The sequence below is a fragment of the Microcella sp. genome (genome assembly GCF_046293215.1).
Lineage (GTDB): Bacteria > Actinomycetota > Actinomycetes > Actinomycetales > Microbacteriaceae > Microcella.
On the sequence record NZ_JBKBPI010000004.1, the window covers coordinates 83,187 to 109,387 of the forward strand.

The following is a 26,201-nucleotide window of genomic DNA, read 5'->3' on the forward strand; positions in this document are numbered from 1 at the left end:
TTGTGGCAAGCCGTCGAGCTGTGAATCGTCGAACTCGCCGCTCGGAAGGACGCGGGGGTCCTCAGCCGTCACGGCGCACCACCACCACCGTCACGTCGTCGGGAGCCACCCCCCGGGCGCGAGCGCGCACCGCATCCGTGACCTCGCTCGAGGTTGAAGCGAGCAACGCGAGCGCTCCGATCTTGTCGAGTGCGTTGAGGGTGCCGTCGTACAGGTCAAGCAGACCGTCGCTCGCGCTCACCAATACGTCCCCCGCATTCAGCGTGACCGTATGCGCCTCCCACTCCGTCTCGAGATCCACACCGAGCGGAGGCGTGTGCGAGCGAAGTCGCTCGATCGTGCCGTCGCGGCGGGCGACCACCGTCAGGCCATGCCCAGCGTCGACGTAGGTGAACTCGCCGGAGTCCATGTCGAGTCGACCGTGAAGGAGCGTGACGAACAAGCCGGTGGTGTCGAGATCGGCGTTGAGCGATGCCGCGGCGAGGTCGACCGCTCCGGCCACGTCGCCGAAACGCGCGGCCGAGCGCAACACAGCCCGGACCGTCGCGGCGATGATGGCCGAACCGATGCCCTTGCCCATCGTGTCAGCCAGGGTGATCGCCGCTCCCTCACCGACCGGGTACCAGTCGTAGAAGTCCCCTCCGACGGCGCGGGCGGGCAGGCACATCCCGGCGATATCCCACCCCGGCATGCTGATGAGGGACTGGGGCAGCAGGCCCTGCTGCACTTCCGCAGCGCGGCTCAGTTCGTGGCTCGCCGTCAGCTCTTGTTGCACCCAGTCGGCCAAATCGCGGAGCATTTCTTGCTCACGTTCACTGAACTGCCGCGGACGATCGTCGAAGACGCATAAGGAACCGATGCGCTCGCCGCCCGGCGCGTGCAGGGGGTGTCCGGCGTAAAACTCATAGGCGCCTGGCACTGCTTGATGCGCGAATGCGGGATCGGCACGCAGGTTGGGAACGACGAGGGTGCGCTCCTCTTGGATGGTGACGGCGCACGTCGACAAGTCGCGCGGCAACTCGTCGGGAAAATCGGCCGCCATGGACTTCGACCACTGCCGGTCCCCGTCGATGAGATTGATGGCCGCGCCGCTCACCCCGAACAGCTGCTTGGCGAGGCGAGTCACGCGATCAAAGCGCGGCTCTGGTGGCGTATCGAGAATGCCCATCTCTTCGAGCGCTCGTTGCCGAGCCATCTCGTCGATGATGCCGCTGATCGAGACGGAGGGCATCGCCTTGGCGGGCGCATCCGGTTCGCGATATTGCTCGCGCGCACGCACAAGTGTCCAGTGATTGAACCCGTCAACTCGACGATGCTCGATCGTGTCCACGAGCGCCTTCATGAGCGCAATGCCGCGGCCGGACTCGGCAAGCGACTCGGGCGCCGGCATAGAGCGGCCCTCGATATCGACCTCGCCGATCTCGCCGGAATCGCTCAATGTCACCTCGATGCGATCGCGAAAGGCGATGACGGTGAGAGTCGCACTGATCGACTTGCCGCGATTGGCGTGCTGAATCACGTTGGCCGCCAGCTCAATGATCGCCGTATCCAGCGCCATGCGGTCTCGAGGGCTGACATTGGGCACGCTCGGCCACAGCTCATCAAGGAGGTCATGCACCGTGTCGACGGTGTCGGGCGGCGCGATGAGTCGCACCGTGCGCGTGACCATGTCAGTCATGCGGGTAGGCGTCCTCCACGCTGTCGAACGACTTCAGCACGGATCCCATGTTGGTCAGATCGAGCACGAGGGCGACCTGCTCCGTCGGCTGAACGAGACGCACGTCGCCTCCGGCCTCCCGTGCAGCCTTCAACCCGGCGATCAGGGCCCCGAGGCCAGACGAGTCGAGAAAAACCACCCCGGACAGGTCAACGGCCACCTTGCCTCGGTTGTCGTTGACCGCTGTCTGAATCGCCTCGCGAACCCGCGCAGCCGTGACGACATTCAGTCGGCCGGTGACGCCGAGCTCGGTGACTCCGTTTTCGCGCGGGGTGACGCTGATGTCCATGGCTCTCCCTACTTGCCAGCCCTTGTGCCCATTCTGGCGGGAACGACGGGTTTGTGGGCACAAACCGCCCATAACTGGGGGCGCACGTCGCGTGCGAGACACACCAGTGTCACGCAGGCAGGGATGCGTCAGAAGCTCGTCAGAGCTTCTGAATCGGAGCGATCTTGATGAGGAGTCGCTTGCGCCCGGCAGAGTCGAACTGCACCTCGGCGATCGACTTGGCACCGTTCTGCGTGACTCCCGTCACGCGCCCCTCGCCGAAATCGTCGTGCCGAATGCGGTCGCCCACCTCGAGAGTGAGGTCGCCGTTGTCGCGCACCGTGTTCGTGACGCGGTTCGCCCACTCGGTCTTGGGCTTTCCCGGCGGAAGCGACGAGCCATACGAGAAGGAGGGCTTCGACGAGCCGAGCTGACGCTGGCCGGAGCCTGTGCGCATCCCCATGCCGGGCGCATCGCGCCAGTCGATCAGCTCGGCGGGAATCTCTTGCAGGTAGCGGCTCGGGGCCGAGACCTGGGTGTCGCCGAACGTCGAGCGCGTCATCGCAAGGCTCAGGTGCAGCTTCTTGCGCGCTCGAGTGATGCCGACGTAGAACAGGCGCCGCTCTTCGGCGGGCCCGCCGGGCTCTGAGGCGCTCATCTGGTGGGGCAGGAGGTTCTCTTCGACGCCGGTGATGAACACCGCGTCGTACTCGAGGCCCTTCGCGGTGTGCAGGGTCATGAGTGAGACCGTGCCCGACGAGTCGTCGAGGTCGTCGGCCGCGGCGACGAGCGCCACTTCCGTCAAGAAGTCGACGAGACGTCCCTCGGGATTGTTCTTCTGGAACTCGCGCGTGACGGCAACCAGCTCTTCGACGTTCTCGGCGCGCGCCTCGTCTTGCGGGTCACGGCTCGCCCGCAACAGCTCGAGATACTTCGTCTGCTCGAGAATGCCGGTGACGATGTCGGGCACGGGCGCCGTGTCAATCGTGTCGCTGGCGTCATCAAGGATGCGCGCCAGCTCGAGCATCGCGCTCGTCACCTTGGGCCCGAGGCCGAGTGCCGCGGCGTCGCTGAGTGCGTCGCGCAGCGTGCCGCCGAGTTCGTCGGCGTGCATTGCCAGTGCCGTCTCGGTCGCCGGCCCGATTCCGCGCTTCGGCGTGTTCAGGATGCGCCGCACCGCGAGCGCGTCGGCCGGGTTCGCCACGGCAATCAGGTACGCCATCACGTCTTTGATCTCGGCGCGTTCGTAGAACTTCGTGCCCCCGAGCACGCGGTAGGGAATCGCCGAGCGGATCAGAATCTCTTCGAGCGCTCGGGTCTGCGCATTGGTGCGATAGAACACCGCCATCTGGTTGTACGGCATGCCGCCGTCGTGCAACGCCGTGATCTCGTCGGCGACGAACTGCGCCTCGTCGTGCTGGCTGTACCCCGTAAAGCCCGTGATCTTGTCGCCCGCACCGACGGCCGTGAACAGGTTCTTCGCAATGCGGTCGAAGTTGTTCGCGATGACCGCGTTCGCCGCATCAAGGATCGTCTGGGTCGAGCGGTAGTTCTGCTCGAGCAGAATCACCTCGGCGCCCGGGAAGTCCCGCTCGAACTCGACGATGTTGCGAATGTCGGCACCGCGGAACGCGTAGATCGACTGATCAGAGTCACCCACCACGGTGAGGGCGGCGGGCGGAATCGCGCCGGAGGCATCCGTCTCGATGCGGGTGTCGGCGGGCACGTGCTCGGGCTTGACGCCGCGGGTGAGTTCGCGAATCAGCGCGTACTGGGCGTGGTTGGTGTCTTGGTACTCGTCGACGAGGATGTGCCGGAACCGGCGCTGGTACAGCGCCGCCACCTGCGGGAAGGCGCGAAACAGGTAGACCGTCTGGCCAATCAGGTCGTCGAAATCGAGCGCGTTCGCCCGGGCCAGCTCGGCCGTGTAGCGCCGGAAGATCTCGAGAAACATGACCTCGGTCGGGTCATTCTGGTTGTACTGCCGCGCGTACGCGTCGGCGTCGATGAGCTCGTTCTTCAGGCGCGAGATCTTGCCAGCCACGGCGGGAACCGTCAGGCCCAGGGTGTCGGCCTGCAGCTCTTTCACGATGCGCTTGATGAGCGCACGCGAGTCGGCCGAGTCGTAGATCGTGAACGCCTGCGTCATGCCGAACTGCTGGGCCTCGCGGCGCAGGATGCGCACGCACGCCGAGTGGAAGGTCGAGATCCACATGCCCTGGGCGGCCTCGTGGCCGATGAGCTGCCCGACGCGCTCGCGCATCTCGGCGGCGGCCTTGTTGGTGAACGTGATCGCGAGGATCTGGCTGGGCCACAGCTCGCGGTCACGCAGCAGCCGTGCGATGCGCCGCGTCAACACGCTGGTCTTGCCCGAGCCGGCACCCGCGACGATCAGCAGCGCGTCGGCCCTCGACTGCACGGCAGCGAGCTGACGCTCGTTGAGCCCGGCCAGCAAGGGGTCGGCGGCCGGGTCGGCCCGCCAGGGCTCGGGTGCGGTCTCGGCATCGGGAGGGAACAGCGTCATGACCGCCTCAGTCTAGGTCGCGCCTCCGACACCTCGGCGTCGCCCCGACGCACCCCACGCCTCGCGGGGAAGGTCAGGGTGGTCAGCGAAAACCCCATCGACACCGGTCGCAGCGACCTCCGCAAACCACGCGTGCCAGTCACCGTGGGCCGAGGCCGACGACCCGACGCGGAACCGTTCCGGCAGGTAGCGATTTTCGGGGCGAAGCGTCCAGGTGTACACCTCCAGGCCCCGCCCATGCGCGCGCGTAACCAGATCGCGCGACAGGGCGGACGTCTCGACGCTGAGCCCGTGCATCCCGGCGTCGACGAGCGCATCCAGCCCGTCGTCGGTGCGCTGCGATTCCCAGGTCGGTGCGGCCCGTCCGTGCGCGGCAACACGGTCAGCCGCCGCGCCGCGCCGCTCGTGCAGGTACACGAAGCGCGCCCTCAGCTCACGGCGCCGCAACTCGTCGAGCACCCCCTGCTCGAACGATTCGACAATGAGTGGGGCCGTTCCCCCGCGTGCGCGCCAGCGAATCACCTCGCGCTCGACCAGCCGCGCCATGTCGATGCCGACCGACGCGAAGTACGTCGCGTGCTTGATCTCGAGCACGACCGCAACCTCTCGCGGTGCCGCGTCGATGATGCGCAGAACATCCTCCAGCCGCAGCACCGGGTAGCGGCCGTCGAAACGGGTCGACGACGGCCGCACCCTCGGCAACCGCTCGCGCGCCGTGAGCGTCGAGAGCTCGGCCCAGGTGAAGTCCTCTGTGAACCAGCCGGTGAGCCGCTGACCATCGACAACGCGCGTCGTGCGGCGGTCGGCGAACTCGGGCCGGTCGGCAACGTCGGTGGTGCCGCCGATCTCGTTCTCATGCCGCACGACCAGCACCCCATCGCGGGTGGGCACCACGTCGGGCTCGACCGCGTCGGCACCGAGCGCAATCGCCAGCTCGTAGGCGGCGGCGGTGTGCTCGGGCCGATACCCGCTCGCTCCGCGATGCGCAATCACGATCGGATGCTCGGGGCGCGTTTCGGGAGCCACGTCACCGAGCGTACGCGGTAGCCTCGCGGGCATGAGCGACCCGACGCCTGCGCCGATGCCCACGGCGAGCGCCGACACCTCCCCCCGGCCCGAGACCGAGCCGGGGCCCGAGCCCGGGCCGGAGCAGCATCGCCACGCAGCCGCCCGCCCGCGCCGCCGCACCAACGCGCTCGCGGTCGTGGCGTTCATCCTGGCCGTGCTCCTCAGCCCGTTCGCCGCCCTGTTCGGCCACATCGCCGCCGGCCAGATCCACCGATCGGGCAGCGCGGAGCGCGGCGCCCCCCTCGCCTGGACGGCCGTCGGGCTCGGCTACCTGTGGCTCGCCGGGTGGATCTTCGCCGGGGCACTGATCTACCAGGCCTACACCGCGCCCTTCCCCTCGTGAGCGCCGACCACCTCCCCTTGCGGTGGGGCACCCACCGCGAGCGGGTCGCCATCGGACTCACCCTCGTCGCCGGCGGACTCGTGCACCTGCAAGCCGCGAGCACCACCAACCTCTGGCCACTCGCCGTCGGCTCAGCCGCCCACGCGGTCGGGTGGCTCGTCCTGCCGGCCCGCGCGTGGCGTCGCCTCCTGCCCGTCGCGCCCAGTCTCGGCACCGTGTGGCTGTTGCTCACCGGCCCCCAGGCGCTGTGGACTCTCGCCGTGCCCTACCTCGGCTGGCTGCTCGCGCGCCACCGCCCGTGGCTGACCGTCATCACGGTCGGCCCCATCCTGCTCGCGGGTGTTGCCGCCGCGGTCGTCTTCCGCGAGTACCCCGGCATGCTGGCCGCCCTCGCCCTCGGCGCGGTCGTCACCGTCGGATGCTCGTGGTGGGCGGCCGCTCTCGACCGCACGCCGTCTACGCGGCCTGGCCCCGAGCATCCAGCCGCTGCATAGCCGCCACCAGGCGATTCGGGGCCGCGCCTCCCTAGAATGGAGGAGCCGACCGGCGACAACTCCGACTGGCCGACACCCCTGAAAGAGGACCCATGGCTTCGATGTCGAACCCCGCGTTCAACTCCCCCGCCTTCCAGCTGAACCAGACCTCCGCGATCGTCAACCGGGCGACCCCGGCCCCGAGCGCCGAGCAGCTCGACGAGCTCTACGGCCGCCCGTCGGCGACGCCCGCCGACACCGACCGCATGACCTACGAGGACACGATCCAGAAGGCCGTGGGCGCCTTCGCGATCCTCGCGGTGGGTGCCGCCATCGGCTGGTTCCTGCCGATCCTCGCCATCCCCGCCGCGATCGCCGGCTTCGTGCTCGCGCTCGTCAACATCTTCAAGAAGAAGACCGTGCCCGCGCTGGTGCTCGCGTACTCGGCCGTGCAGGGTGTGTTCGTCGGGGGCATCTCGGCGATCTTCGAGATGACGCAGTACCAGGGCATCGCGACGCAGGCGCTCATCGGAACGGCCGCCGTCTTCACGGCGACGCTGCTCCTCTTCCGGAGCGGCAAGATTCGCGCCTCCAAGCGGGCTACCAAGGTCTTTCTCATCGCGCTCGTCGGCTACGCACTGTTCTCGCTCGTGAACCTCGGTCTGATGCTGTTCGGTGTCACGACGAGTGAGTTCGGCCTCCGCACGTGGGTGATTCCGGGTCTCGGCATCCCGCTCGGCGTCGTCCTCGGTGTTCTCGTCGTCATCCTCGCCGCCTACTCGCTCGTGCTCGACTTCGACGCCGTCAAGCGCGGCGTCGAGAACGGCGCCCCGCGTCAGTTCGCGTGGCGCGCCGTGTTCGGCATCGTGCTGACGGTCGTCTGGCTGTACATCGAGATCCTCCGCCTCCTCGCCATCCTCCGCGGGGGCGAGTAATCACGACGGCCCGGGCGCGACTCAGTCGAGCTCGAGCTCGTCGACGTAGGACGCGACCGCGCGACCGTACTCCGGAAGCCGCGGGGCGAGCGCAGACAGCGCGAGCCTCGCGGCTTCCGCGTTTCTGCCGAGGTCGATGAGGCACAGTGCGGCGAAGGCGGAGGCCTGGGCGCCCACCTCGTCGTCCTCAACGAACGGCTCCAGTAGGGCGAACGCCTCCTCGGCGCGGCCAAGATTGCGCAGGGAGGACGCGAGCTGGATCACCGCCCGCTCGCCGTCGGGCGACGGGAGGCCCGCCGCGAGCGCCGCCTCGTAGAGGGGAACAGCATCCGCCTCGAAGCCGAGCGCGTCGCGCAGCGACGCCCGCTCGAACAGGATGCGCGCCACCGGCAGACCGTCGACGATCGCCAGCAGCCGGGAATCGGATTCGGCGAGATCATCATCGTCGCCGAGCGCATCCCAGAACGCCGTCAGCCGGCGCTCGATGTCAAGGTCAATTCGGTCGTTCACGATGCTCGGGGCTCATCGCGCCACCGACGGCCGAGACGGCCGCCGGAGTGACCGTGCGTCGAGGCCAGAAATGGCCTCGACTCTGAGCGCGGTCACTCCCATTCGATGGTTCCCGGGGGCTTCGACGTGACGTCGAGCACGACCCGGTTGACGCCCTCGACCTCGTTCGTGATGCGGTTGGAGATTCGGGCGAGCACGTCGTAGGGAAGGCGCGTCCAGTCGGCCGTCATCGCGTCTTCGCTCGACACCGGACGCAGCACGATGGGGTGCCCGTAGGTTCGCCCATCGCCCTGCACGCCCACCGAGCGCACGTCGGCGAGCAGCACGACCGGGCACTGCCAGATCTCGGCGTCGAGACCGGCCGCCGTTAGTTCGTGCCGCACGATCGCGTCGGCCTGGCGCAGCAGCTCGAGCCGCTCCTCCGTCACCTCGCCGACGATGCGAATGCCGAGTCCCGGGCCTGGGAACGGCTGCCGCGACACGATCGGCTCAGGCAGCCCCAGCTCGCGACCGATCGCGCGCACCTCGTCCTTGAACAGCGTGCGCAGCGGCTCGACGAGCTCGAACTCGAGGTCTTCGGGGAGGCCGCCCACGTTGTGGTGGCTCTTGATGTTCGCCGTGCCCGTGCCGCCGCCCGACTCGACCACGTCGGGGTACAGCGTGCCCTGCACGAGGAACTTCACGGCCTCGCCCTCACCCTGCGCCTCGAGCACGAGGGCCTCGGCCGCGTTCTCGAACGTGCGAATGAACTCGCGGCCGATGATCTTGCGCTTCTGCTCGGGGTCGGTGACGCCCGAAAGCGCATCGAGGAACTGCTGGCGAGCATCCACCGTCACCAGGCGGATGCCCGTGGCAGCCACGTAGTCTTCCTCGACCTGGCGGCGCTCATCGGCCCGCAACAGGCCGTGGTCGACGAAGACGCACACGAGCTGGTCGCCGACCGCCTCGTGCACGATCGCAGCCGCGACCGCGCTGTCGACGCCGCCGGACAGTCCGCAGATGACCCGCGCATCCCCGACCTGCTCGCGAATGCGGTCGACCTGTGCGGCGATGACGCTGCCGCTGTTCCAGTCGGGGGCGATGCCGGCGGCGCGGTGCAGGAAGTTCTCGAGCACGCGCTGGCCGAACTCGGAGTGCTTCACCTCGGGGTGCCACTGCACGCCGTACAGCTTCTTCTCGTCGCTCGCGAACGCGGCGACCGGAGTGTCGTCGGTGCTGGCCAGCACCTCGAAGCCCTCGGGGGCCTTGGCAACCGAGTCGCCGTGGCTCATCCAGGTGATCTGGGTCTCGGGTTGGTCGGTCAGGAGGCTGCCGCCGTCTCCGACGATGCGGGCGGTGGTGGCGCCGTACTCGCGGCGGCCCGTCTTCGCGACCTCGCCGCCAAGCTGCTTCGCCATCACCTGGAAGCCGTAGCAAATGCCCATGACGGGCACTCCCAGCTGCAGGATGCCCGGGTCGAGGTCGGGCGAGCCCGGCTCGTACACGCTCGACGGGCCGCCGCTCAAGACGATCGCGGCGGGGTTCTTCTCGGCGACCTCGTCGGCCGAGATGGTGTGCGGCACGATCTCGGAGTACACGTTCGCCTCGCGCACCCGCCGCGCGATCAGCTGCGCGTACTGGGCACCAAAGTCGACGACGAGAACGGGGCGGTGGTCGGTGCCGGCGCTCACGCGGGCGCCCCCTCGGTGGCGGGGCGGGCATCCCGGTTCGATTCGAGCGTCTGGATGATCGACTCGACCTCACGGGGAACCTGGCGTTCGAAGAAGAACGACAGCAGCGGGATGATGCCACCCATGGCGATCCAGAGGAACTTCCAGAACGGCCAGCGCACGAGGCGCCACAGCAGGAAGTCGCAGGCGAGGTAGAGCACGTAGAGCCAGCCGTGCACGGCCAGCAGGAAGATCGACAGGTTGAAGCCCGTCAGCTCGCCCACCGGGGTGAGCGCGAGAACGCCGCTCTCACCGTTGAGTTCAATGTCGCTGCCGAGGCCGTAGCGGGTGATCATCATGACCACCAGGCCGAGCAGGAAGGTGCCCGTCAGCACGGAAGAGACCTTGTACACGGCAAGGGTGCGACGGATCGCGGGGATGTCCTTGGGGCTGGGGCCGATCGCCATGGCTCTCAGTTTAGGGCGGCGGGCTGGGGCTCCGGTGCGCGGGTGGCGTCCTGCTCCTCCGCCTCGGAGTCTGCCTCCTCCTCGTCGGCGAGCTGCTTCTCGTACTCGTCGCGCAGCAGGCGCCACCAGAGGTAGATGGCGAAGCCGCCGAACAGCACCCACTCGATCGCGTAGAACACGTTCAAGAGATTCAGCTGCCCCTCGATGACGGGCGGCGGCGCCGGAATCGTGCCGAAACCGTCGGGCGCCTCGCTCAGGACGAGGTAGCCCGAGTAGATCGGGCCGGGCTCTGGCCACACGTTCACGAGGTCGGCGACCGCAATCGCGTTGCGCTCACCGGCCTCGAAGTTCGAGGTCTGCGGGGCCTCACTCGGCACATAGCGGCCGGTGAGCGTAGCCGGGCCCTGGTCCAGGTTCGGGATGCTCGCCCCCTCGGGCAGGACCCCCACCGCAACGGCGAGGCTGGCCCCGTCGGCCGTCCTCAGGTGCCTCACGACCCAGTCGCCCTCCCGCGAGCCGTTGACCTCGGTCAGCGTCTGGCGACCCGTCATCACGAGCTCGTCGCCCTCGACCCACGAGCCGTCGACCGTGACGATGCGGCCGCTCGCGTCGGAAGTCATCACCTGCTGCGGCTCGGCGAGGTCGACGAGCGGCGTCGGCGTCTCGGTGTCGCGCTCGACCACGATGGCCTCCTCGGCGGCGCGCTCCAACTGCCACTGGCCCATCGCGGCGAAGACGCCGGCGACCGTGAGCGCCAGAATGAGCAGGGCGATCCACTTCGGACGGCGCGCGAGTTTCCACACGGCCCACATTCTGCCGGGTACGACTGTGGCGGGGCTGAGCCGGGAGCCGCGAGCCCCCTCGTGGACGCCTCCCGCGCTACCGCGAGTGGTACGGCGCGACGACAACCTCGACGCGCTGGAACTCCTTCAGGTCGGAGTACCCCGTCGTCGCCATCGAGCGACGCAGCGCACCCATGAGGTTCACCTGGCCGTCGGCGTGACTGGAGGGGCCAAACATGAGCTGCTCGAGCGGCGCCAGCTGCTCGACCGCAACGCGGTTGCCGCGGGGAAGCTCGGGGTGGTGCGCCTCGGCGCCCCAGTGCCAGCCTCGACCGGGCGCGTCGGTCGCCTTCGCGAGCGCGGAACCGAGCATGACCGCATCCGCCCCCATGGCGACCGCCTTGACAATGTCGCCGCTCGTGCCAAGGCCCCCGTCGGCGATGACGTGCACGTAGCGGCCGCCCGACTCGTCCATGTAGTCGCGGCGGGCGGCAGCGACGTCGCTCACGGCGGTGGCCATCGGGGCGTGAATGCCGAGACTCAGGCGCGTGGTGCTGGCCGCCCCGCCGCCGAAGCCCACCAGCACGCCGGCAGCGCCCGTGCGCATGAGATGCAGGGCCGCGGTGTAGGTGGCGGCTCCGCCGACAATGACGGGCACGTCGAGCTCGTAGATGAACTTCTTCAGGTTCAGCGGTTCGCGGTCGCGGGCGACGTGCTCGGCGCTGACCGTCGTGCCACGGATGACGAACAGGTCGACGCCGGCGTCGACGACGTCTTGGAAGTGCTCCTGAGTGCGCTGCGGGCTGAGTGCGCCGGCCACCGGCACGCCAGCCTCGCGGATCTCAGCGATACGCGCGCGGATCAACTCAGGCTTGATCGGCTCGGCGTAAATGCGCTGCATTTCGGCGGTCGCCACTGCCGGGTCGAGTTGGCGGATGCGCTCGAGTTCGGCGTCGGCATCCTCGTACCGGGTCCAGAGGCCCTCAAGGTCGAGTACGCCGAGGCCGCCGAGTCGCCCGATCGCGATCGCCGTCGCCGGACTCACGACCGAGTCCATGGGTGCGGCAATCACCGGGGTGTCGAACGTGAAGGCGTCGATCGTCCACGAGATCGACACCACCTCGGGGTCGCGCGTGCGGCGGCTGGGGACCACCGCGATGTCGTCGAAGGAGTACGCCCTCCGCGCTCGCTTGGCCCGCCCGATCTCGATTTCCATCACGCGCCCAGCCTATCGGGCGGGGTTCGCCGGGCCCGCGCCCACCGCCTGTGGGCCCGCCCGTGCCTGCGCGCCCGCTCCCGCCCGCCGGCCGTCTCACCGAATACGACAGGTCGCACGCTTCAGGCCGTACGACGTGTCGCGGTCGATACGACGCGCGCTCGCTACGACCTCCGGGGCACCCCGGCCGCCTCCAGCTTCTGGCGCAGAAGCCGCGGGTCTCGCAGCTCACGCCACACGCAACGGAGCATCCCATCTCCGGTCGAGCGAACCGCGTCCTCGCGGTCTTTCTCCTCCATGACGATCTGCTCGGCCTCGGTGTCACCTCTCACGTCGCCCGCGCGGTACTTCAGACGCCCGTCGAACTCACCCGCGAGCCGAATTGATGGCCACCAGAAGTCGGTGCGAAACCGGCGGCCGTCGAGCATCCGATACTCCCTCTGGAGGTCGGGCACTTCGAAGCCCAGCTGGTGGATGAGCACGCGCATCCACGACTCGCCCACCGACTCTGCACGCCCATCCGCGAACGCGAGGGCCCGCTCGAGTCGCGCCCGTCCCCGCACCAGCGAGAGAGCATCCGCCGCTTCTCGGATCTCATCACGAGTCGTCACCGGCCCGCCGGAACGCCGCCGCACCCTGATGGCCCAATCGAGCGCGCCGACTGCGCGGGCGAAGGATGACCGCACACCGAGTTCGGCCACGGTTCGCGGCAGATCAGTGACCAGCACTCCGCGCTGCTCGACAACACGGTACCGGTCATCTGACGTGGCCCAGTACCGCACATCGGAAGCGACACGGGTGGCACGCCTGTCCCAGCCCAGCGCGTCCACGATCGGCGCCCGTTCGTCTTCCAACACCGGCACGCCCCACACCCTGGCGGCCGAAATGCCACACAGTGGCTGCCGCACACGCCCGCGGGTGGCGGCGGCGACAGCCCGCAGCAGTTCACGGTCCCAGGGCTTCAGGCCATCAAACACGGAACGCGAAAGGTAGATACCGCGAACCAAGCGAACGGTCTCACCCCGGGCTGTTGAGCGATGCAGTGCTCGGGCGACCGACGTGTCGTCGAACTCGGCGACTACGTGAGTTTTGGCGAGGGCGTCGGCGATGGCTTCGTCCATGGCCCGACTGTGACCCGTGCGCCGATCGGCGCACCGGCACGGTGTGCTCGGTGTGAAGAGACGGCATCAGCGGGCAACTCGGGAGGGACTGTGCTCGCACGCCGACCGGTTCGCGACACGTCGTACTCGTCGGAGCGTACGACGTGTCGCACCCAGGCAGAACGAACGGGGGATGCGCGTCTCAGGGCGCGCATGCACGCCCGGTCTCCGCAGAACGCTCTGAGGGAACGGCGCCGTCGCGTCGGATGGGACGCGACACCTCGCACTCGCGAAAGCGTGCGAACTGTCACAACCCGTGCGACGCACCGAGGGATGGCGTCGCCGGCGCCGGACGGACGCGCGGCGCGGCGGGCGGCGCCCGCGCGCGGGCGGGAGCGGGCTACCGCGCGCTACCGGCGGTAGTTGGGGGCCTCGACCACCATCTGGATGTCGTGCGGGTGCGACTCCTTCAAGCCAGCAGCCGTGATGCGCACGAACTTGCCCCGCACCTTCAGCTCGTCGATCGTGCGCGCCCCGGTGTAGAACATCGACTGGCGCAGGCCGCCGAGCAGCTGGTAGACCACGGAGCCGACGGGCCCGCGGTAGGGCACCTGGCCCTCGATGCCCTCGGCGATGAGCTGCTCGTCGCTCGGCACGTCGGCCTGGAAGTACCGGTCACGCGAGTACGACGTCTTCTTGCCGCGGGTCTGCAGGGCTCCGAGCGACCCCATACCGCGGTACGACTTGAACTGCTTGCCGTTGACGAAGATCAGGTCGCCCGGGCTCTCGTCGGTTCCGGCGAGCAACGAGCCGAGCATGACGGTGTCCGCACCGGCCACGATGGCCTTCGCGATGTCTCCCGAGTACTGGAGGCCGCCGTCGGCGATCACGGGAACGCCGGCCGTGCGGGCCGCGAGCGAGGCCTCGTACACCGCGGTCACCTGCGGCACACCCACGCCAGCCACGACCCGGGTCGTGCAGATGGAGCCGGGGCCGACGCCGACCTTGACGGCGTCAGCGCCAGCATCCACGAGCGCTTGTGCTCCGGAGCGCGTGGCGACGTTTCCGCCGATCACGTCGATGTGCGCGAAGGCCGGGTCGGACTTCAGGCGCGCGATGATCTCGAGCACGCCGCGGCTGTCACCGTTCGCCGTGTCGACGACGAGCACGTCAACCCCGGCATCACGCAGCTGGCCGGCGCGGTCCCAGGCGTCGCCGAAGAACCCGATCGCCGCAGCAACGCGGAGCCGGCCCTCGTCGTCCTTCGTCGCGTTCGGGTACTGCTCACTCTTGTCGAAGTCTTTGACCGTGATGAGGCCGGTCAACCGACCCGCGTCGTCGACAAGCGGCAGCTTCTCGATCTTGTGCTGGGCGAACAGGGCCACGACCTCGTTCTGGCTGATGCCGACCGGGCCGGTGATCAGCGGAGTGGGTGTCATGACGTCGCGCACCAGCGTCGTCGCCGCCTCGAACCGCGACACGAAGCGCATGTCGCGGTTGGTGATGATGCCGACGAGCTTTCCGTCACCCTCGACGACCGGGAGGCCGGAGACGCGGAAGCGCCCGCAGAGCTCGTCAACCTCGGCGACCGTCGCATCCGGCGTGGTTGTTACCGGATTGGTAATCATGCCGGATTCGCTGCGCTTGACCTTGTCGACCTGCTCGGCCTGCTCCTCGATGGAGAGGTTGCGGTGCAGCACGCCGATGCCGCCCTGGCGGGCCATCGCGATCGCCATCCGCGACTCGGTCACGGTGTCCATCGCAGACGACAACAGCGGGGCAAACACGCGGATGCGCTTCGTCAGTCGCGACGCCGTTTCGGCCTCGGAAGGAATCACGTCGGTGTGCGCCGGAAGCAACATGACGTCGTCGTAGGTGAGGCCGACAAAACCGAACGGATCGGGCTGTTCCATGAGTTCCCTGACTGCTCTCTTCGCGCGTGAACGAGGCCGGATTCGCGACGGGATCCGGTGTTTCATCTTAAGCGCGTTAGGTGCGGCGGTATTCCGTGACCATAATGACTACGCGGATTCGCATCCTGTCGCGAAACACGGCGGCAACGTGCGGGTCCTATCGTCAACGCTGACGGACCGGGCCGCCTGGCCCGCGGGGCTGCGCGCCTCGACCCGAAACGACCTGGAGGTTTCGTGGCACACGCTGCAACCACACCGACGAGCAGGCGATGGCCTCGACTCGTCGCGACCCTATTGGCGCTGCTATTCGGTGCCGTCGCGCTGCTCTCTGCCGCGCCGGCACACGCCGCGTCGCAAGTGGGTATCGACGAGAACGACTATCGCGTGAGCGGCATCGTCCGCCTCGACGGCGAACCCCTTGAGGGCATTCGCATCACCGTCGAGGGCCCCGGCCAGTCGGCCGAGGCAGTTACCAACGCCGAGGGCCGCTGGGCCATCGGCGTTCCCGAGCGCGACACGTACGTTGTCACCCTCGACGAGTCGACCCTGCCGGAAGGCATCGCGGTCGTCGACGAGAGCGGCGAAGACGAGACGCCCAACTCGCGTGAGGCGACCGTCGGCCCTAGCGGTAGCGTCGTCGCCAACTTCTTTATCGGTGAGGGTGAGCGGGCCACGACGAACGTCGCCGGTCAGGTTCTCGACCGGGTGTTCCTGGGCCTGAACTTCGGCCTGCTGCTTGCTCTCGTGGCGATCGGTCTGTCGCTGGTCTTCGGAACAACCGGCCTCAGCAACTTCGCGCACGCTGAACTGGTGGCCTTCGGCGCGATCATGGTGCTGGTGTTTGGGGTGTTCTTCGAGCTTCCCCTGCCCCTGGCAATCCTGATCGCTCTGCTGCTCAGCATGGCCGCCGGGTGGGTCAACGACGCCGGGCTCTGGAAGCCGCTGCGTAAGAGGGGCGTCGGCCTGATCCCGATGATGATCGTCTCGATCGGTCTCTCGCTCGCGGTGCGCTACCTGTACCAGTTCTTCATCGGTGGCGAGACCCGCCAGCTGCCCTACGCCACGAGCACGGCGTTCAACACGGGCTTCTACGGCCTCAGCCTCATCGACATCGGCTCGATGGTCATCGCGATCATCGTGCTGCTCGCGGTCGCCTACTTCCTGCTGCGCACCCGCCTCGGAAAGGCGACTCGCGCGGTCAGCGACAATCCGGCGCTGGCTGCCGCATCCGGTATCGACGTCGACCGCGTGATCCGCATTGTCTGGGTCATGGCCGGTGGTCTCGCCGGACTCGGCGGCATCCTCTGGGCGTACTTCCGCCCGGGCGTCAGCTGGGACATGGGCTTCCAGATCCTGCTGCTCACCTTCGCCGCCGTCGTGCTCGGCGGTCTCGGCACCGCCTTCGGCGCCCTGATCGGCTCGATCATCGTCGGCCTGTTCGTCGAGATGTCGACCCTCGTCATCGCCGCAGACATGAAGTACGTCGGTGCCCTCGTGATCCTGATTGTCGTGCTGCTGCTGCGACCTCAGGGCATCTTGGGCCGCAAGGAACGGATCGGCTAGGGACATGATCGACTGGATTCAACTCTTCGGAAACGCCGCGCAGCAGATCCTCAGCCCCGTCACGGCGGCCTACGCCCTGGCGGCGATCGGCCTCGCGATCCACTTCGGCTACACGGGCCTGCTGAACTTCGGTCAGGCCGGCTTCATGGCGCTCGGCGCCTACGGCTACGGCATCTCGACGCTGACGTTTGGCTTCCCCTGGTGGGCCGCCATGCTCGTCGGTGTCGGCGTCTCGATCATCTTCGCGCTGATCCTCGGTGTGCCGACCCTGCGACTGCGGGCCGACTATTTGGCAATCGTCACGATCGCCGCCGCCGAGATCGTCAGGTTGATGTTCACCACAAACACCTTCGTGCAGTACACCGGGTCCGCCAACGGCCTGCAGGGGTACAAGGGCAGCTTCGAGGCGGTCAACCCGATTCCGCCGGGCCGCTACGGCTTCGGACCCTTCACCTACAACGAGTACGACTGGTGGGTGCGCATCTTCGGCTGGGGCCTCGTGATCATCGCGGGCCTCATCACGTGGCGCATCATGAAGTCGCCGTGGGGCCGCGTCATCAAGGGAATCCGTGAAGACGAGGATGCTGTACGCGCCCTCGGCAAGAACGTCTACTTCTACAAGATGCAGGCTCTCGTTCTCGGTGGCGTCTTTGGCTCGCTCGCCGGCATGATCTTCGTGCTACCGCGCGCGATCGTGCCGTCGAACTACCAGCCGTCGCTGACGTTCTTCATCTACGCGATCCTGCTGCTCGGTGGAGCGGCGACCGTGCTCGGCCCCATCGTCGGCGCGATCGTGTTCTGGGTGTCGCTCAGCCTGTTCTCGGGCTTCGTCGCCCGCGCCGTGGAGGTGGGCTGGCTGCCCTTCATGTCGACCATTCAGGCCGGGCAGCTGCAGTTCATCCTCGTCGGCATCGTGATCATGCTCTTGGTGATATTCAGGCCACAGGGCATCTTCGGCAACAAGAAGGAGCTGGCCTTTGTCAAGTAACGACGCCGTGCCCTCGAGCACGCCTATCAAGAGCACCGGCCTGCACATCGGCGAACCTGCTCCCGGGGTCAAGAAGGTTGACCCCATCATCGTCGCCGACCACATCAAGCGGTCGTTCGGCGGTCTGACCGCCGTCGACGTCGAGCACCTCGAGATTCCGCGCGGTGCGATCACGGCGCTGATCGGGCCGAACGGTGCGGGCAAGACGACGCTGTTCAACCTGCTGACCGGCTTCGACAAGCCGGACACGGGTGACTGGACATTCGACGGCAACAAGATCGCCGGCGTTCCCGCGTTCAAGGTCGCGCGCAGCGGCCAGGTGCGCACGTTCCAGCTCACCAAGGCCCTCGGCCTACTGACGGTTCTCGACAACATGAAGCTCGGCGCCAAGGGGCAGAGCGGCGAGAGCCTGACGAAGGCGCTGTTCCCCTGGTTCTGGCGCAAGGAGGAGGAGGAGATCGAGGCGCGCGCGCTCGACCTGCTCGCCCGCTTCAAGCTCGACGCCAAGAAGGACGACTACGCCGCGAGTCTGTCTGGCGGGCAGCGCAAGCTGCTCGAGATGGCGCGGGCGCTCATGAGCGAGCCGACGCTGGTCATGCTTGACGAGCCGATGGCCGGGGTGAACCCGGCGCTGACGCAGTCACTGCTCGACCACATCCTCAACCTGAAGACCGAGGGCATGACCGTGCTCTTCGTCGAACACGACATGCACATGGTGCGGCACATCGCCGACTGGGTCGTCGTGATGGCCGAGGGACGCGTGGTGGCGGAGGGTGACCCGCACGAGGTCATGAAGAACCCCGCGGTCATCGACGCCTACCTCGGTTCACACCACGATGAAGACCTGGGCGAGCTTGACCCGAGCATCACCGAAGCAGTGAAGGAGCTGGCGGATGACGACGCCGACGAAATCAAGCACTGAGGCCGGCGGCGCGGTCGTCGACGACCGTAAGGTCGTCGTCCACGTCGACAACGTGACGGCCGGGTATCTGCCCGGGATCAACATCCTCACCGACTGTTCGCTCACCGCGCGCGATGGCGAGTTGATCGGAATCATCGGGCCGAACGGCGCCGGAAAGTCGACGCTCCTGAAGGCGATCTTCGGCCTCGTGAAGGTGCGTTCGGGATCGATCTCGCTCTACGGCGAGGACATCACGAACCTGAAGGCGAACAAGCTCGTCGCGAAGGGTGTCGGCTTCGTGCCGCAGACGAACAATGTCTTCCCGACGCTGACGATCGAAGAGAACCTTCAGATGGGGATCTTCCTGCGCCCGAAGGACTTCTCGCACCGACTCGAGTTCGTGGTCAACATCTTCCCCGAACTCGGCAAGCGCCTGCAGCAGCGGGCCGGCTCGCTCTCGGGCGGTGAGCGCCAGATGGTCGCCATGAGCCGCGCGCTCATGATGAGTCCCGAGGTCATCCTGCTCGACGAGCCGAGCGCGGGTCTGTCACCGGTGCGTCAGGACGAGGCGTTCCTGCGTGTCAAGGAGATCAACAAGGCCGGCGTGACGACCATCATGGTCGAGCAGAACGCACGCCGCTGCCTTCAGATCTGCGACCGCGGCTACGTGCTCGACCAGGGCAAGGACGCGTACGAGGGAACCGGCCGCGAGCTGCTCAACGACCCGAAGGTCATTGGGCTGTACCTCGGCACCCTCGGGCAGGAATAGCGCCGCAGAGGGGCGCACAGAGCTGCAAACGGGGCCCGGGAGGATCTGATCCTCCCGGGCCCCGTTTCGTGCGTGAGGGGGCGCGCAGAGCGCCGCAGCCGATGCTCTCGGGCCTGGGCACACGGACCGGGGCCAGGGCCGGGGCCGGGGGCCGGGTCGGGGGCCGGGTCGGGGTCGGGGTCGGGGTCGGGGTCGGGGTCGGGGTCGGGGTCGGGGTGAGCGTGTTGTGGCGCGGGGCCGCGTGGGGGTGCGGGGTGGCGGCAGTGCAGGGGCACACGGTGACAGCCGCGCGGGGCGCGGGGGCGACAATCGCTCGGGGTGCGGAGGGACAGTAGCGCAGAGGCACGGCAGCACTACGGCCCCACGGCACCACGGCACCACGGCAGCACTACGGCACTACGGCACCACGGCGGTGCGGCAGTACCCCACTTCGACACTACGCACGCCGGAGATTGCGGCGCATGCGCAACGTTGGGCGCGCGCGGCACCCTTTGGCGTGCCTCGTGCGCGTGGGCGTGCCTTGTGCGTGTGAGCGGAACGCGGGCGCGCAACGGGCGCGCCCGCAGCGGGGGGCGCACCGGGCCGCGCCCGTGCACGCGCCGGGCGACGCGCGCCGGCCAAGTCGCTCCGGGCGACTCGCACCGGGCACGGGAAAGGGCCCCGGGAGCGAACTCCCGGGGCCCTCGTTCAGTCGATCAGACCGAGTGACGAATCACTTAGTTGATGCGGCTGAAGGTGTTGTCGGCGTTGTACTGGAAGATGCCGATGGTCGCCTCGGTCGGGTCACCGTTCTCGTCGAAGGTGATCGGGCCGGACGGACCGTCGTAGTCGATCGCTCCGCCACCGGCGAGGATCTCAGCACACTCGGCGAACGAGAAGCACTTCTCGCCACCGCCCGAACCACCCGACACAGCCTGCAGCTGGCCAGCCATGGCGGCACCGTCGGTCGAGCCGGCAGCCAGGGCGGCAAGCGCGAGCAGGATGACGGCGTCGTACGACTCAGCGGCGTAGCTGAACTCGGTCAGGTTGGGGTCCACCTCGAGGAGGCGGTCCTGGAAGTCACCGAGGGTCTCGATGTCGAGGCCGGGCAGGGTGCCCTTGGCGCCCTCGATCAGGCCCTCTTCGAAGTCGCCCGAGTAGTCGGCGAGGTTACCGTCAACCAGGTAGAGCTGCTCGCCCGAGAAGCCCGCGTTGACGAGGGCCGGCAGGGCGAACTTCGCCTGGTCGAAGGTGATGACCGCGATGGCCTCGGGGGCCGCGGCCGAGAGGGCCGAAACCTGAGCGTCGACGCTGGCGTCACCCTCGTTGAAGAGCTCCTCAGCGACAACCGAACCACCAGCAGCCTCGAACGCGGCCTTGGTGGCCTCGGCGAGGCCGGTGCCGTAGGCGTCGTTCAGGACGAGGAGACCGAGCGACTGGGCGCCGTCCTCCGCGATGAGGTTACCGAGCACCTCACCCTGCAGCAGGTCGCTGGGGGCGGTACGCCAGTACAGTCCGTTGTCGGCGTAGTCGGTGAACGCCGGCGAGGTGTTCGCGGGCGAGAACTGAATAACGCCCGCACCAGTGATCTGGTCGATCACGGTCAGCGACACAGCCGACGAGGCCGCACCGATGATGGCCGACACGTCCTGCGAGAGCAGGTCGGTGACCGAAACGGTGGCGATGTCGGTGGTGGTGTCACCCGAGTCGCGGTAGATCGCCTCGACGGTGATTCCCGCGTTCGCCTCGTTGACCTCCTGCACGGCGAGCGCGACACCGGCCTCTTCGGGCGGTCCGAGGAAGGCCAGCGCGCCCGACTGCGGCAGGATCGTGCCGACGCGGAGGCTCAGGTCTTCACCGGGGGTGGTGGGGGTCGTGGGGTCGGCGGGCTCGGGGGCTTCCGACTCTGCCGCGCAGCCAGCCAGCACAAGTGCGCTAGCGGCCAGGAGGCCAGCGCCTCCGAGGACAGTGCGGAACCGCGAGCGGGAGGCCGTGATGAATACGCCCATGGTGCTCCTTGCGTTTCGTGTGTTCAGGACACAGCAATGGGTTCATTGCCGTGGCCCCAAGTTACGGGGCGAATTGGCGTCACACAATACGTGCGGGTTACATCCCTGTAACGGCCAGAAACAGTGCGTAACACCGGCCGTCGACACGGTTTCCGTGCAGAACGACCCGTCCACGCCACGAATTCCGCACGAGCATCCGGCCCGCGAGGGCGCGTTGCGGAGGCGCGTGATCAGTTCGTAAGCAGATTCCCGTCGCGCACCGGCCGATTCTCATCGGTGTACACGCCAAGACCGAAGGCCGCCTCGTCCACATCGCCGTCGACACGCAGGCCCAGCGGGCCAGACAGACCCTGGTAGTTGAGGCCAGCATCGGGCTCATCGATCAGGAACTGCAGGCACTCCCCGTAGCTCGTACACGGAGCACCCTCCCGCGAGACCTGCGGCAGCCCGGCGATGATGGATGCTCCGCCATCGTCACCGATCACGGTCGCGGCGAGCGCCGCCAACAGCACCGCGTCGTACGCCTCGGGCGCCCAGCGGAATCCGCCCAGGAACGGGTCGGCGAACAGCAGGCGCTCGACGAACGCGTCGTCGGCCTCAGCGCCCAGAAGCGCGCCTCGGGCGCCCTCGAGCGCGCCGGCGTCGAGCGACCCCGAGTAGTCGGCAGCGGCCGCGGAGGCGAGCCAGAGGCTCGCCGGGCTGAGGCCGGCCCCGAGAAGGTCGTCGAGCATCCCTGCCGTGATGTCGGCGAGGGCGGTGCTGGTCGCGACAATGACGGCGTCGGCGTCGGCGGCAGCGGCCACTCCGGCCGCGCTCGACGAGCTCACGGTTACCACGGTGGGCTCGTCAAGGCCTGCCGCGTCGGCGGCGTCGGCGACCCCATCGGCAACCGCCTCGCCGTACGCATCGTCTGACGCCACGACGGCGATGCTCGCTGCCCCATCGGCGATGGCGCCCTGGGCCAGAGCAACCCCCTGCAGTCGGTCGGTCGGCACGACGCGGGCGAAGTAGCCCTCATCGGCGCCCTCGAGCGCTCCCGTGGCGCCGGTCGAGATGAGCGCGACGCCCGCCTCCGCGGCAAGCGGCAACGTTTGCTCGACCAGGGCGTCGGTGAAGGGGCCGATGACGACGTCGACACCGCGGTCGACGAGGTCGGCGAACGCGGACTCGAGCTCGTCGCCCGGCTCGGTTCCCGAATTGCGGTGCACGACCGTCACGATCTCGTCGAGCACTCCCCCGTTGTCGTTGAGTTCGCGCACGGCGACCTCGACGGCGGCGATCTGCGCCGCGGCTACGCCAGCAGTGTCGCCGTCAGTGGGCAGCAGCGTTCCGATGACGAGTTGGCCGTCACCACTCGGTGCCACCTCCCGGAAGGGCGTCGGTGACGGCGCGGGCTCGGTGGGCACCGGCATCGGCTCGGGTTCGGCCGTGCAGCCGGCGAGCACGAGGGCTGAGACCGCCAGCGCGGCGGGTAGCGCGAGCCGCGCGGCGCGGCGGTGGTGCGAGCGGCGAGCGTCAGCGGTGCGGCGCATCGGGGTCCTTCCGTGAATATCTCCGGCGCCGGAAGACTACCTGGCCGACGCGGCCCCACGGACGAGCCGTGCGGGCGTCGTCGGTCTACGCTGAGCCTCGTGGTCGACCCCGCCGCACTCGCGCTGACCCTCACGGCGCCCGCGACGCCGCTCGCTGCCGAGGAGGCGGCCGCCGTGCTGCGCGAGCAGTGGGGTCTCGCGCCCCGCGCGCTAAGCCGCCTGGCGACCGAGCGCGACGACACGTTCCGCGTCGAGCTCGACAGTGGCCAGCGCGTCGTGCTGAAGGTCGCGCATCCTGCCGACTCGGACAGCACCGTGGATTCTCAGCTCGCCGTTCTCGCGGACCTCGCCGCCCACGCGCCCCACCTTCCCGTGAGCCGTGTCGTCCCGACACGCGACACCCTCTCCGCCGTGTCGATCCCCACGGTCGACGGACCGCGCCGGGCCCGCGTGGTGACCTGGCTCGAGGGCGAGCCGTGGAACGCGCGCCCGCGCGGCGCCGAGGCACTGCGACGTTTCGGGGCGGCGCAGGCGGCATTCGCTAGCGCCGTCGCGAGCGCCGGCCGACGACTGCCACCGGGGCTCCGGCCCGCGCCGAGCCCGTGGAACCTTCTCGAGATCGGCGCCGCACGGGCGGCGTGCGACCGCATTGCCGATGCGCAGCTCAGGCGGGCCGCGGCGGCCATGCTCGACCGCGCGGCAGCCGAGGTCGTGCCCCGACTGGCGCGACAGCCCCGCGTTCTCGCGCACAACGACGCGCACGGCGAGAACGTGCTCGTCACCCCCGGCACCGATGACTCGACACTGTCCGTGACCGGGTTTCTCGACTTCGGCGACCTCACCCACACGCCGCGGGTGGCCGACCTCGCCGTCGCCGCCTCCTACGCCTCCGCCGTGGCCGACGCCGGCGACCTCGAGCTCGCCGCGAGCCCCTGGGCGCCCGCCGCGGCCCTCGTCACGGGGGCGGCGCAGGCGTGGGCGGCTGCGGGTGAGCCGCTCAGCGCGGTCGAGCGCGACCTCATCGCCCCACTCGTGCTCGTCCGCCTCGCCCAGCGGGCCGCCCTCAACTCGGCCGTGGCCGAGGCCAGCAGCACGCGGGCGACGTACGCGAGCCGCAATCTCGCGAGGCTGCGCGCTGAGCTGGCGGCTCTCACCGCGCATCTCGCGCCCGAACAGCTCGGAGAAGCCCCGTGATCGGACCCTCGACGTACTTCCGCCCCGAGCACCGCGACGCGCTCGACGCTCACACGCGCGCACTGGTCGACCGCCGCGAGGCCGTGCTCGCCCCCGGCTACCGGCTGTTCTACGAGCGTCCCCTCGAGTTCGTGCGCGGGCACGGCACGAAGCTCTACACGCGCGACGGCGACGAGTACCTCGATGTGTACAACAACGTGCCGAGCGTCGGCCACGCCCACCCCCGCGTCGTCGCGGCGATCGCCGAGCAGGCGGCGCGCGTCAACACGCACACCCGGTACCTGCACGCGAGCCTCGCCGAGTACGCCGAGACGCTGCTCGCGGCGCTGCCCGCCGGTCTCGACGCTCTCAGCCTCACCTGCACGGGCAGCGAGGCGAACGATCTCGCGCTGCGCGTGGCGCGGCACGCGACCGGCCACCGCGGGGTGCTCGTCACGCGCCACGCCTATCACGGGGTGACCGCGTCGGTAGCCGAGGTGTCGCCCTCGCTCGGCGGGCCCGACAGCATTGGCCCGGACGTACGCCTCATCGCGCCGCCAGTCGGCGACGGCGGCGCGATGATCGAGGATGCTCGCCACGCCATCGACAGCCTCGTCGCGTCGGGGGCGGGCGTCGCCGCCCTGCTCATCGACACGTCGTTCGCGAGCGACGGCTTCATCGCCCCGAGCGCCGCGACCGCGGCGAGTCTGGATCAGGTGGCCCGCGCCGTGCGGGCAGCGGGCGGGCTGGTGATCGCCGACGAGGTGCAGCCGGGCTTCGGCCGACTCGGTCCGGCGCTGTGGGGAAGCGCGCTCCACGGGCTCGAGCCCGAGTTGCTCACGCTCGGCAAACCGATGGGCAACGGCTACCCGGTGGCGGCCCTCGCCGCCCGCCGCAGCGTTATGGAGTCGTTCGGCCGCGACGTGCGCTACTTCAACACGTTCGCCGGAACCCCCGTCGCGGTCGCCGCCGCCCGCGCCACCTGGGAGGTGCTGCACGACGAGGGTCTCCCTGCGCACGCCGAGCGCGCCGGTGAGAACCTGTTGGCGGGGCTTCACGAGGTGGCCTCTCGCCACCCACACGCGACGAACGCCCGCGGCCGGGGACTGTACGCGGCACTCGACATCGTGCACGCCGAATCGGGCGAGCCCGACGAGGCGACCACGATTCGTCTGGTGAATGCCCTGCGCGAGCGGCGGGTGCTGATCAGCGCGTCGGGGCCGCACAACGCGGCGCTGAAGATCCGCCCACCGCTGCCGTTCTCGGGTGCCGACATCGATCGCTTCCTCACCGCGCTCGATGCGGCACTCACCGAGGTCGCCGACGCGCCGAACGGCTAGACCGTCTGCACCGGGCCCGTGAGCGGCGCGGGGTCAGCAGCGCGACCGCGCAGTGCCCGGCGCCGCTGCCGCACGGCGTCGGCCGTCAGCACCATGAGCGCAATCCAGACGAGGGCGAAGCCGATCCAGCGCTCGAGCGGCATCGGCTCGAGCATGACGAACACCCCGAACAGAAACTGCAGGATGGGCGCGAAGTACTGGAAGAACCCGAGCACGGTGAGCGGCAGACGCCGCGCGGCCGCGGCGAACAGCAGCAGCGGCACCGCGGTGACGACGCCGGCGAGGCCGAGCAGCACGGCGTGACCGAGGCCCTCGCGCCCCATCGTGAGCCCATCGAAGAACAGCGCGACGACGAGGAGTTCGGCGACCGCGAGTGGCACGAGCCAGGCCGACTCCATCGTGAGTCCGGCGACCGCCGTGACTTGCTTGCCCATGCGGTTTTTCACGAAACCGTAGAAGCCGAACGACAGGGCGAGCACAAGCGCGATCCACGGGAGCCGGCCGTAGCCGACCGTGAGCACCACGACCGCGAGCACGCTGATGCCCACCGCGACCCATTGCACGGGCCGCAGGCGCTCGCGTAGGAAGATCACGCCGAGCGCGATCGACACGAGGGGGTTGATGAAGTACCCGAGCGCCGCCTCGACGATGAAGCCGTTGAGCGACCCGTACAGGTACACGTGCCAGTTGATGCCGATCAGCACCGCCGTGAGCGCACTCAAACCCAGCAGTCGCCGGTTGCGCACGATCGCCGCCAGCAGCGCGAGGGTGCGGGTGGCGACGAGCAGGATGAGGCAGAAAACGAGCGAGAGCAGAATGCGCCATGCGACGATCTCGATCGCGCCAGACGGCTGCAGAAGAATGAAGTAGACGGGCAGCAGACCCCAGAGCCCGTAGGCGCCGACAGCGGCGGCAAAGCCCTGGCTTCTGTCGCGCTGATCGCTCACGTCGCCACTCTAGTTTGGAAACGAATGACCCCCGA

At 68.8% G+C, this 26,201-nt stretch carries 23 protein-coding genes; 9 read left to right on the top strand and 14 right to left on the bottom strand.

Annotated features, from left to right (window positions below):
- Positions 1-61: 61 nt before the first annotated feature.
- From ACK4SC_RS05145 to ACK4SC_RS05160, 4 genes are all read right to left on the bottom strand, one after another.
- On the bottom strand, positions 62-1,678 hold the full coding sequence (locus ACK4SC_RS05145) for a SpoIIE family protein phosphatase (RefSeq protein ID WP_409615561.1): 1,617 nt from the start codon (positions 1,676-1,678) through the stop codon (positions 62-64).
- Positions 1,671-2,006, bottom strand: a complete 336-nt coding sequence (locus ACK4SC_RS05150; RefSeq protein ID WP_409615564.1) for an STAS domain-containing protein — start codon at positions 2,004-2,006, stop codon at positions 1,671-1,673. The genes ACK4SC_RS05145 and ACK4SC_RS05150 overlap by 8 nt, the downstream gene beginning before the upstream one ends.
- Positions 2,007-2,145: 139 nt before the next feature.
- Positions 2,146-4,509, bottom strand: a complete 2,364-nt coding sequence (locus ACK4SC_RS05155; RefSeq protein ID WP_409615566.1) for an ATP-dependent helicase — start codon at positions 4,507-4,509, stop codon at positions 2,146-2,148.
- Positions 4,510-4,521: 12 nt separating this feature from the next.
- Positions 4,522-5,568, bottom strand: a complete 1,047-nt coding sequence (locus ACK4SC_RS05160) for a glycerophosphodiester phosphodiesterase family protein (protein ID WP_409615569.1) — start codon at positions 5,566-5,568, stop codon at positions 4,522-4,524.
- Here ACK4SC_RS05160 and ACK4SC_RS05165 point away from each other — a divergent pair.
- The 3 genes from ACK4SC_RS05165 (at position 5,567) to ACK4SC_RS05175 (ending at position 7,328) form a co-directional block, all read left to right on the top strand.
- Positions 5,567-5,920, top strand: a complete 354-nt coding sequence (locus tag ACK4SC_RS05165; RefSeq protein ID WP_409615572.1) for a DUF4190 domain-containing protein — start codon at positions 5,567-5,569, stop codon at positions 5,918-5,920. The two genes, ACK4SC_RS05160 and ACK4SC_RS05165, sit on opposite strands and share 2 nt — an antisense overlap.
- Positions 5,917-6,414, top strand: a complete 498-nt coding sequence (locus tag ACK4SC_RS05170; RefSeq protein ID WP_409615575.1) for a hypothetical protein — start codon at positions 5,917-5,919, stop codon at positions 6,412-6,414. Before ACK4SC_RS05165 ends, ACK4SC_RS05170 begins: the two co-directional genes overlap by 4 nt.
- Positions 6,415-6,506: 92 nt before the next feature.
- A complete protein-coding gene (locus ACK4SC_RS05175; protein ID WP_409615578.1) occupies positions 6,507-7,328 on the top strand; it encodes a Bax inhibitor-1/YccA family protein in 822 nt (273 codons plus the stop codon).
- 21 nt (positions 7,329-7,349) lie between these two features.
- Here the strand turns inward: ACK4SC_RS05175 and ACK4SC_RS05180 are convergent, their stop codons facing one another.
- The 7 genes from ACK4SC_RS05180 to guaB form a co-directional block, all read right to left on the bottom strand.
- Positions 7,350-7,838 carry a tetratricopeptide repeat protein gene (locus tag ACK4SC_RS05180; protein WP_409615581.1) on the bottom strand — a complete coding sequence of 163 codons (489 nt, stop codon included), beginning with the start codon at positions 7,836-7,838 and terminating at the stop codon, positions 7,350-7,352.
- A 92-nt stretch (positions 7,839-7,930) separates the two neighbouring features.
- Positions 7,931-9,508, bottom strand: a complete 1,578-nt coding sequence (guaA, locus tag ACK4SC_RS05185) for a glutamine-hydrolyzing GMP synthase (protein WP_409615583.1) — start codon at positions 9,506-9,508, stop codon at positions 7,931-7,933.
- Entirely contained in the window at positions 9,505-9,954 is a 450-nt protein-coding gene (locus ACK4SC_RS05190) for a DUF3817 domain-containing protein (protein WP_409615585.1), read from the bottom strand. The genes guaA and ACK4SC_RS05190 overlap by 4 nt, the downstream gene beginning before the upstream one ends.
- A 5-nt stretch (positions 9,955-9,959) precedes the next feature.
- Positions 9,960-10,757 carry an SURF1 family protein gene (locus ACK4SC_RS05195; protein WP_409615588.1) on the bottom strand — a complete coding sequence of 266 codons (798 nt, stop codon included), beginning with the start codon at positions 10,755-10,757 and terminating at the stop codon, positions 9,960-9,962.
- Positions 10,758-10,833: 76 nt separating this feature from the next.
- Positions 10,834-11,952 carry a GuaB3 family IMP dehydrogenase-related protein gene (locus ACK4SC_RS05200; protein ID WP_409615911.1) on the bottom strand — a complete coding sequence of 373 codons (1,119 nt, stop codon included), beginning with the start codon at positions 11,950-11,952 and terminating at the stop codon, positions 10,834-10,836.
- 164 nt (positions 11,953-12,116) lie between these two features.
- Positions 12,117-13,073: a hypothetical protein gene (locus ACK4SC_RS05205; protein WP_409615591.1), complete on the bottom strand. Its 957-nt coding sequence runs from the start codon at positions 13,071-13,073 to the stop codon at positions 12,117-12,119.
- Positions 13,074-13,462: 389 nt separating this feature from the next.
- Positions 13,463-14,965, bottom strand: a complete 1,503-nt coding sequence (guaB, locus tag ACK4SC_RS05210; RefSeq protein ID WP_409615593.1) for an IMP dehydrogenase — start codon at positions 14,963-14,965, stop codon at positions 13,463-13,465.
- A gap of 234 nt (positions 14,966-15,199) precedes the next feature.
- Here guaB and ACK4SC_RS05215 point away from each other — a divergent pair, with 234 nt between their 5' ends.
- The 4 genes from ACK4SC_RS05215 to ACK4SC_RS05230 are packed head-to-tail and all read left to right on the top strand — an operon-like array spanning position 15,200 to position 19,186.
- Positions 15,200-16,528, top strand: coding sequence for a branched-chain amino acid ABC transporter permease (locus ACK4SC_RS05215; protein WP_409615596.1), 1,329 nt, complete (start codon positions 15,200-15,202; stop codon positions 16,526-16,528).
- 7 nt (positions 16,529-16,535) lie between these two features.
- Positions 16,536-17,516: a branched-chain amino acid ABC transporter permease gene (locus ACK4SC_RS05220; protein WP_409615914.1), complete on the top strand. Its 981-nt coding sequence runs from the start codon at positions 16,536-16,538 to the stop codon at positions 17,514-17,516.
- On the top strand, positions 17,506-18,438 hold the full coding sequence (locus ACK4SC_RS05225) for an ABC transporter ATP-binding protein (RefSeq protein ID WP_409615598.1): 933 nt from the start codon (positions 17,506-17,508) through the stop codon (positions 18,436-18,438). The genes ACK4SC_RS05220 and ACK4SC_RS05225 overlap by 11 nt, the downstream gene beginning before the upstream one ends.
- Positions 18,410-19,186: an ABC transporter ATP-binding protein gene (locus ACK4SC_RS05230; protein WP_409615600.1), complete on the top strand. Its 777-nt coding sequence runs from the start codon at positions 18,410-18,412 to the stop codon at positions 19,184-19,186. The genes ACK4SC_RS05225 and ACK4SC_RS05230 overlap by 29 nt, the downstream gene beginning before the upstream one ends.
- Positions 19,187-19,902: 716 nt before the next feature.
- On the opposite strand, the gene ACK4SC_RS05235 is transcribed toward ACK4SC_RS05230, so the two are convergent.
- The gene (locus ACK4SC_RS05235) at positions 19,903-21,174 is read right to left on the bottom strand and encodes an ABC transporter substrate-binding protein (RefSeq protein WP_409615603.1); all 1,272 of its coding nucleotides are present in this window, start codon (positions 21,172-21,174) and stop codon (positions 19,903-19,905) included.
- A gap of 230 nt (positions 21,175-21,404) precedes the next feature.
- On the bottom strand, positions 21,405-22,706 hold the full coding sequence (locus ACK4SC_RS05240) for an ABC transporter substrate-binding protein (RefSeq protein ID WP_409615606.1): 1,302 nt from the start codon (positions 22,704-22,706) through the stop codon (positions 21,405-21,407).
- Between the two features lie 99 nt (positions 22,707-22,805).
- Here ACK4SC_RS05240 and ACK4SC_RS05245 point away from each other — a divergent pair, with 99 nt between their 5' ends.
- Positions 22,806-23,900: a phosphotransferase gene (locus ACK4SC_RS05245; RefSeq protein ID WP_409615608.1), complete on the top strand. Its 1,095-nt coding sequence runs from the start codon at positions 22,806-22,808 to the stop codon at positions 23,898-23,900.
- On the top strand, positions 23,897-25,219 hold the full coding sequence (locus tag ACK4SC_RS05250; protein WP_409615611.1) for an aspartate aminotransferase family protein: 1,323 nt from the start codon (positions 23,897-23,899) through the stop codon (positions 25,217-25,219). The genes ACK4SC_RS05245 and ACK4SC_RS05250 overlap by 4 nt, the downstream gene beginning before the upstream one ends.
- Here ACK4SC_RS05250 and rarD read toward each other — a convergent pair.
- Positions 25,216-26,166, bottom strand: a complete 951-nt coding sequence (gene rarD, locus ACK4SC_RS05255; RefSeq protein ID WP_409615613.1) for an EamA family transporter RarD — start codon at positions 26,164-26,166, stop codon at positions 25,216-25,218. The two genes, ACK4SC_RS05250 and rarD, sit on opposite strands and share 4 nt — an antisense overlap.
- Positions 26,167-26,201 lie beyond the last annotated feature (35 nt).

Bases quoted from the DNA above. Each gene is read 5' to 3' on its own strand.
- ACK4SC_RS05145 (WP_409615561.1), bottom strand. From the start codon at position 1,678: ATGACTGACATGGTCACGCGCACGGTGCGACTCATCGCGCCGCCCGAC.
- ACK4SC_RS05150 (WP_409615564.1), bottom strand. From the start codon at position 2,006: ATGGACATCAGCGTCACCCCGCGCGAAAACGGAGTCACCGAGCTCGGC.
- ACK4SC_RS05155 (WP_409615566.1), bottom strand. From the start codon at position 4,509: ATGACGCTGTTCCCTCCCGATGCCGAGACCGCACCCGAGCCCTGGCGG.
- ACK4SC_RS05165 (WP_409615572.1), top strand. From the start codon at position 5,567: ATGAGCGACCCGACGCCTGCGCCGATGCCCACGGCGAGCGCCGACACC.
- ACK4SC_RS05160 (WP_409615569.1), bottom strand. From the start codon at position 5,568: ATGCCCGCGAGGCTACCGCGTACGCTCGGTGACGTGGCTCCCGAAACG.
- ACK4SC_RS05175 (WP_409615578.1), top strand. From the start codon at position 6,507: ATGGCTTCGATGTCGAACCCCGCGTTCAACTCCCCCGCCTTCCAGCTG.
- ACK4SC_RS05190 (WP_409615585.1), bottom strand. From the start codon at position 9,954: ATGGCGATCGGCCCCAGCCCCAAGGACATCCCCGCGATCCGTCGCACC.
- ACK4SC_RS05200 (WP_409615911.1), bottom strand. From the start codon at position 11,952: ATGGAAATCGAGATCGGGCGGGCCAAGCGAGCGCGGAGGGCGTACTCC.
- ACK4SC_RS05205 (WP_409615591.1), bottom strand. From the start codon at position 13,073: ATGGACGAAGCCATCGCCGACGCCCTCGCCAAAACTCACGTAGTCGCC.
- guaB (WP_409615593.1), bottom strand. From the start codon at position 14,965: ATGGAACAGCCCGATCCGTTCGGTTTTGTCGGCCTCACCTACGACGAC.
- ACK4SC_RS05230 (WP_409615600.1), top strand. From the start codon at position 18,410: ATGACGACGCCGACGAAATCAAGCACTGAGGCCGGCGGCGCGGTCGTC.
- ACK4SC_RS05235 (WP_409615603.1), bottom strand. From the start codon at position 21,174: ATGGGCGTATTCATCACGGCCTCCCGCTCGCGGTTCCGCACTGTCCTC.
- ACK4SC_RS05240 (WP_409615606.1), bottom strand. From the start codon at position 22,706: ATGCGCCGCACCGCTGACGCTCGCCGCTCGCACCACCGCCGCGCCGCG.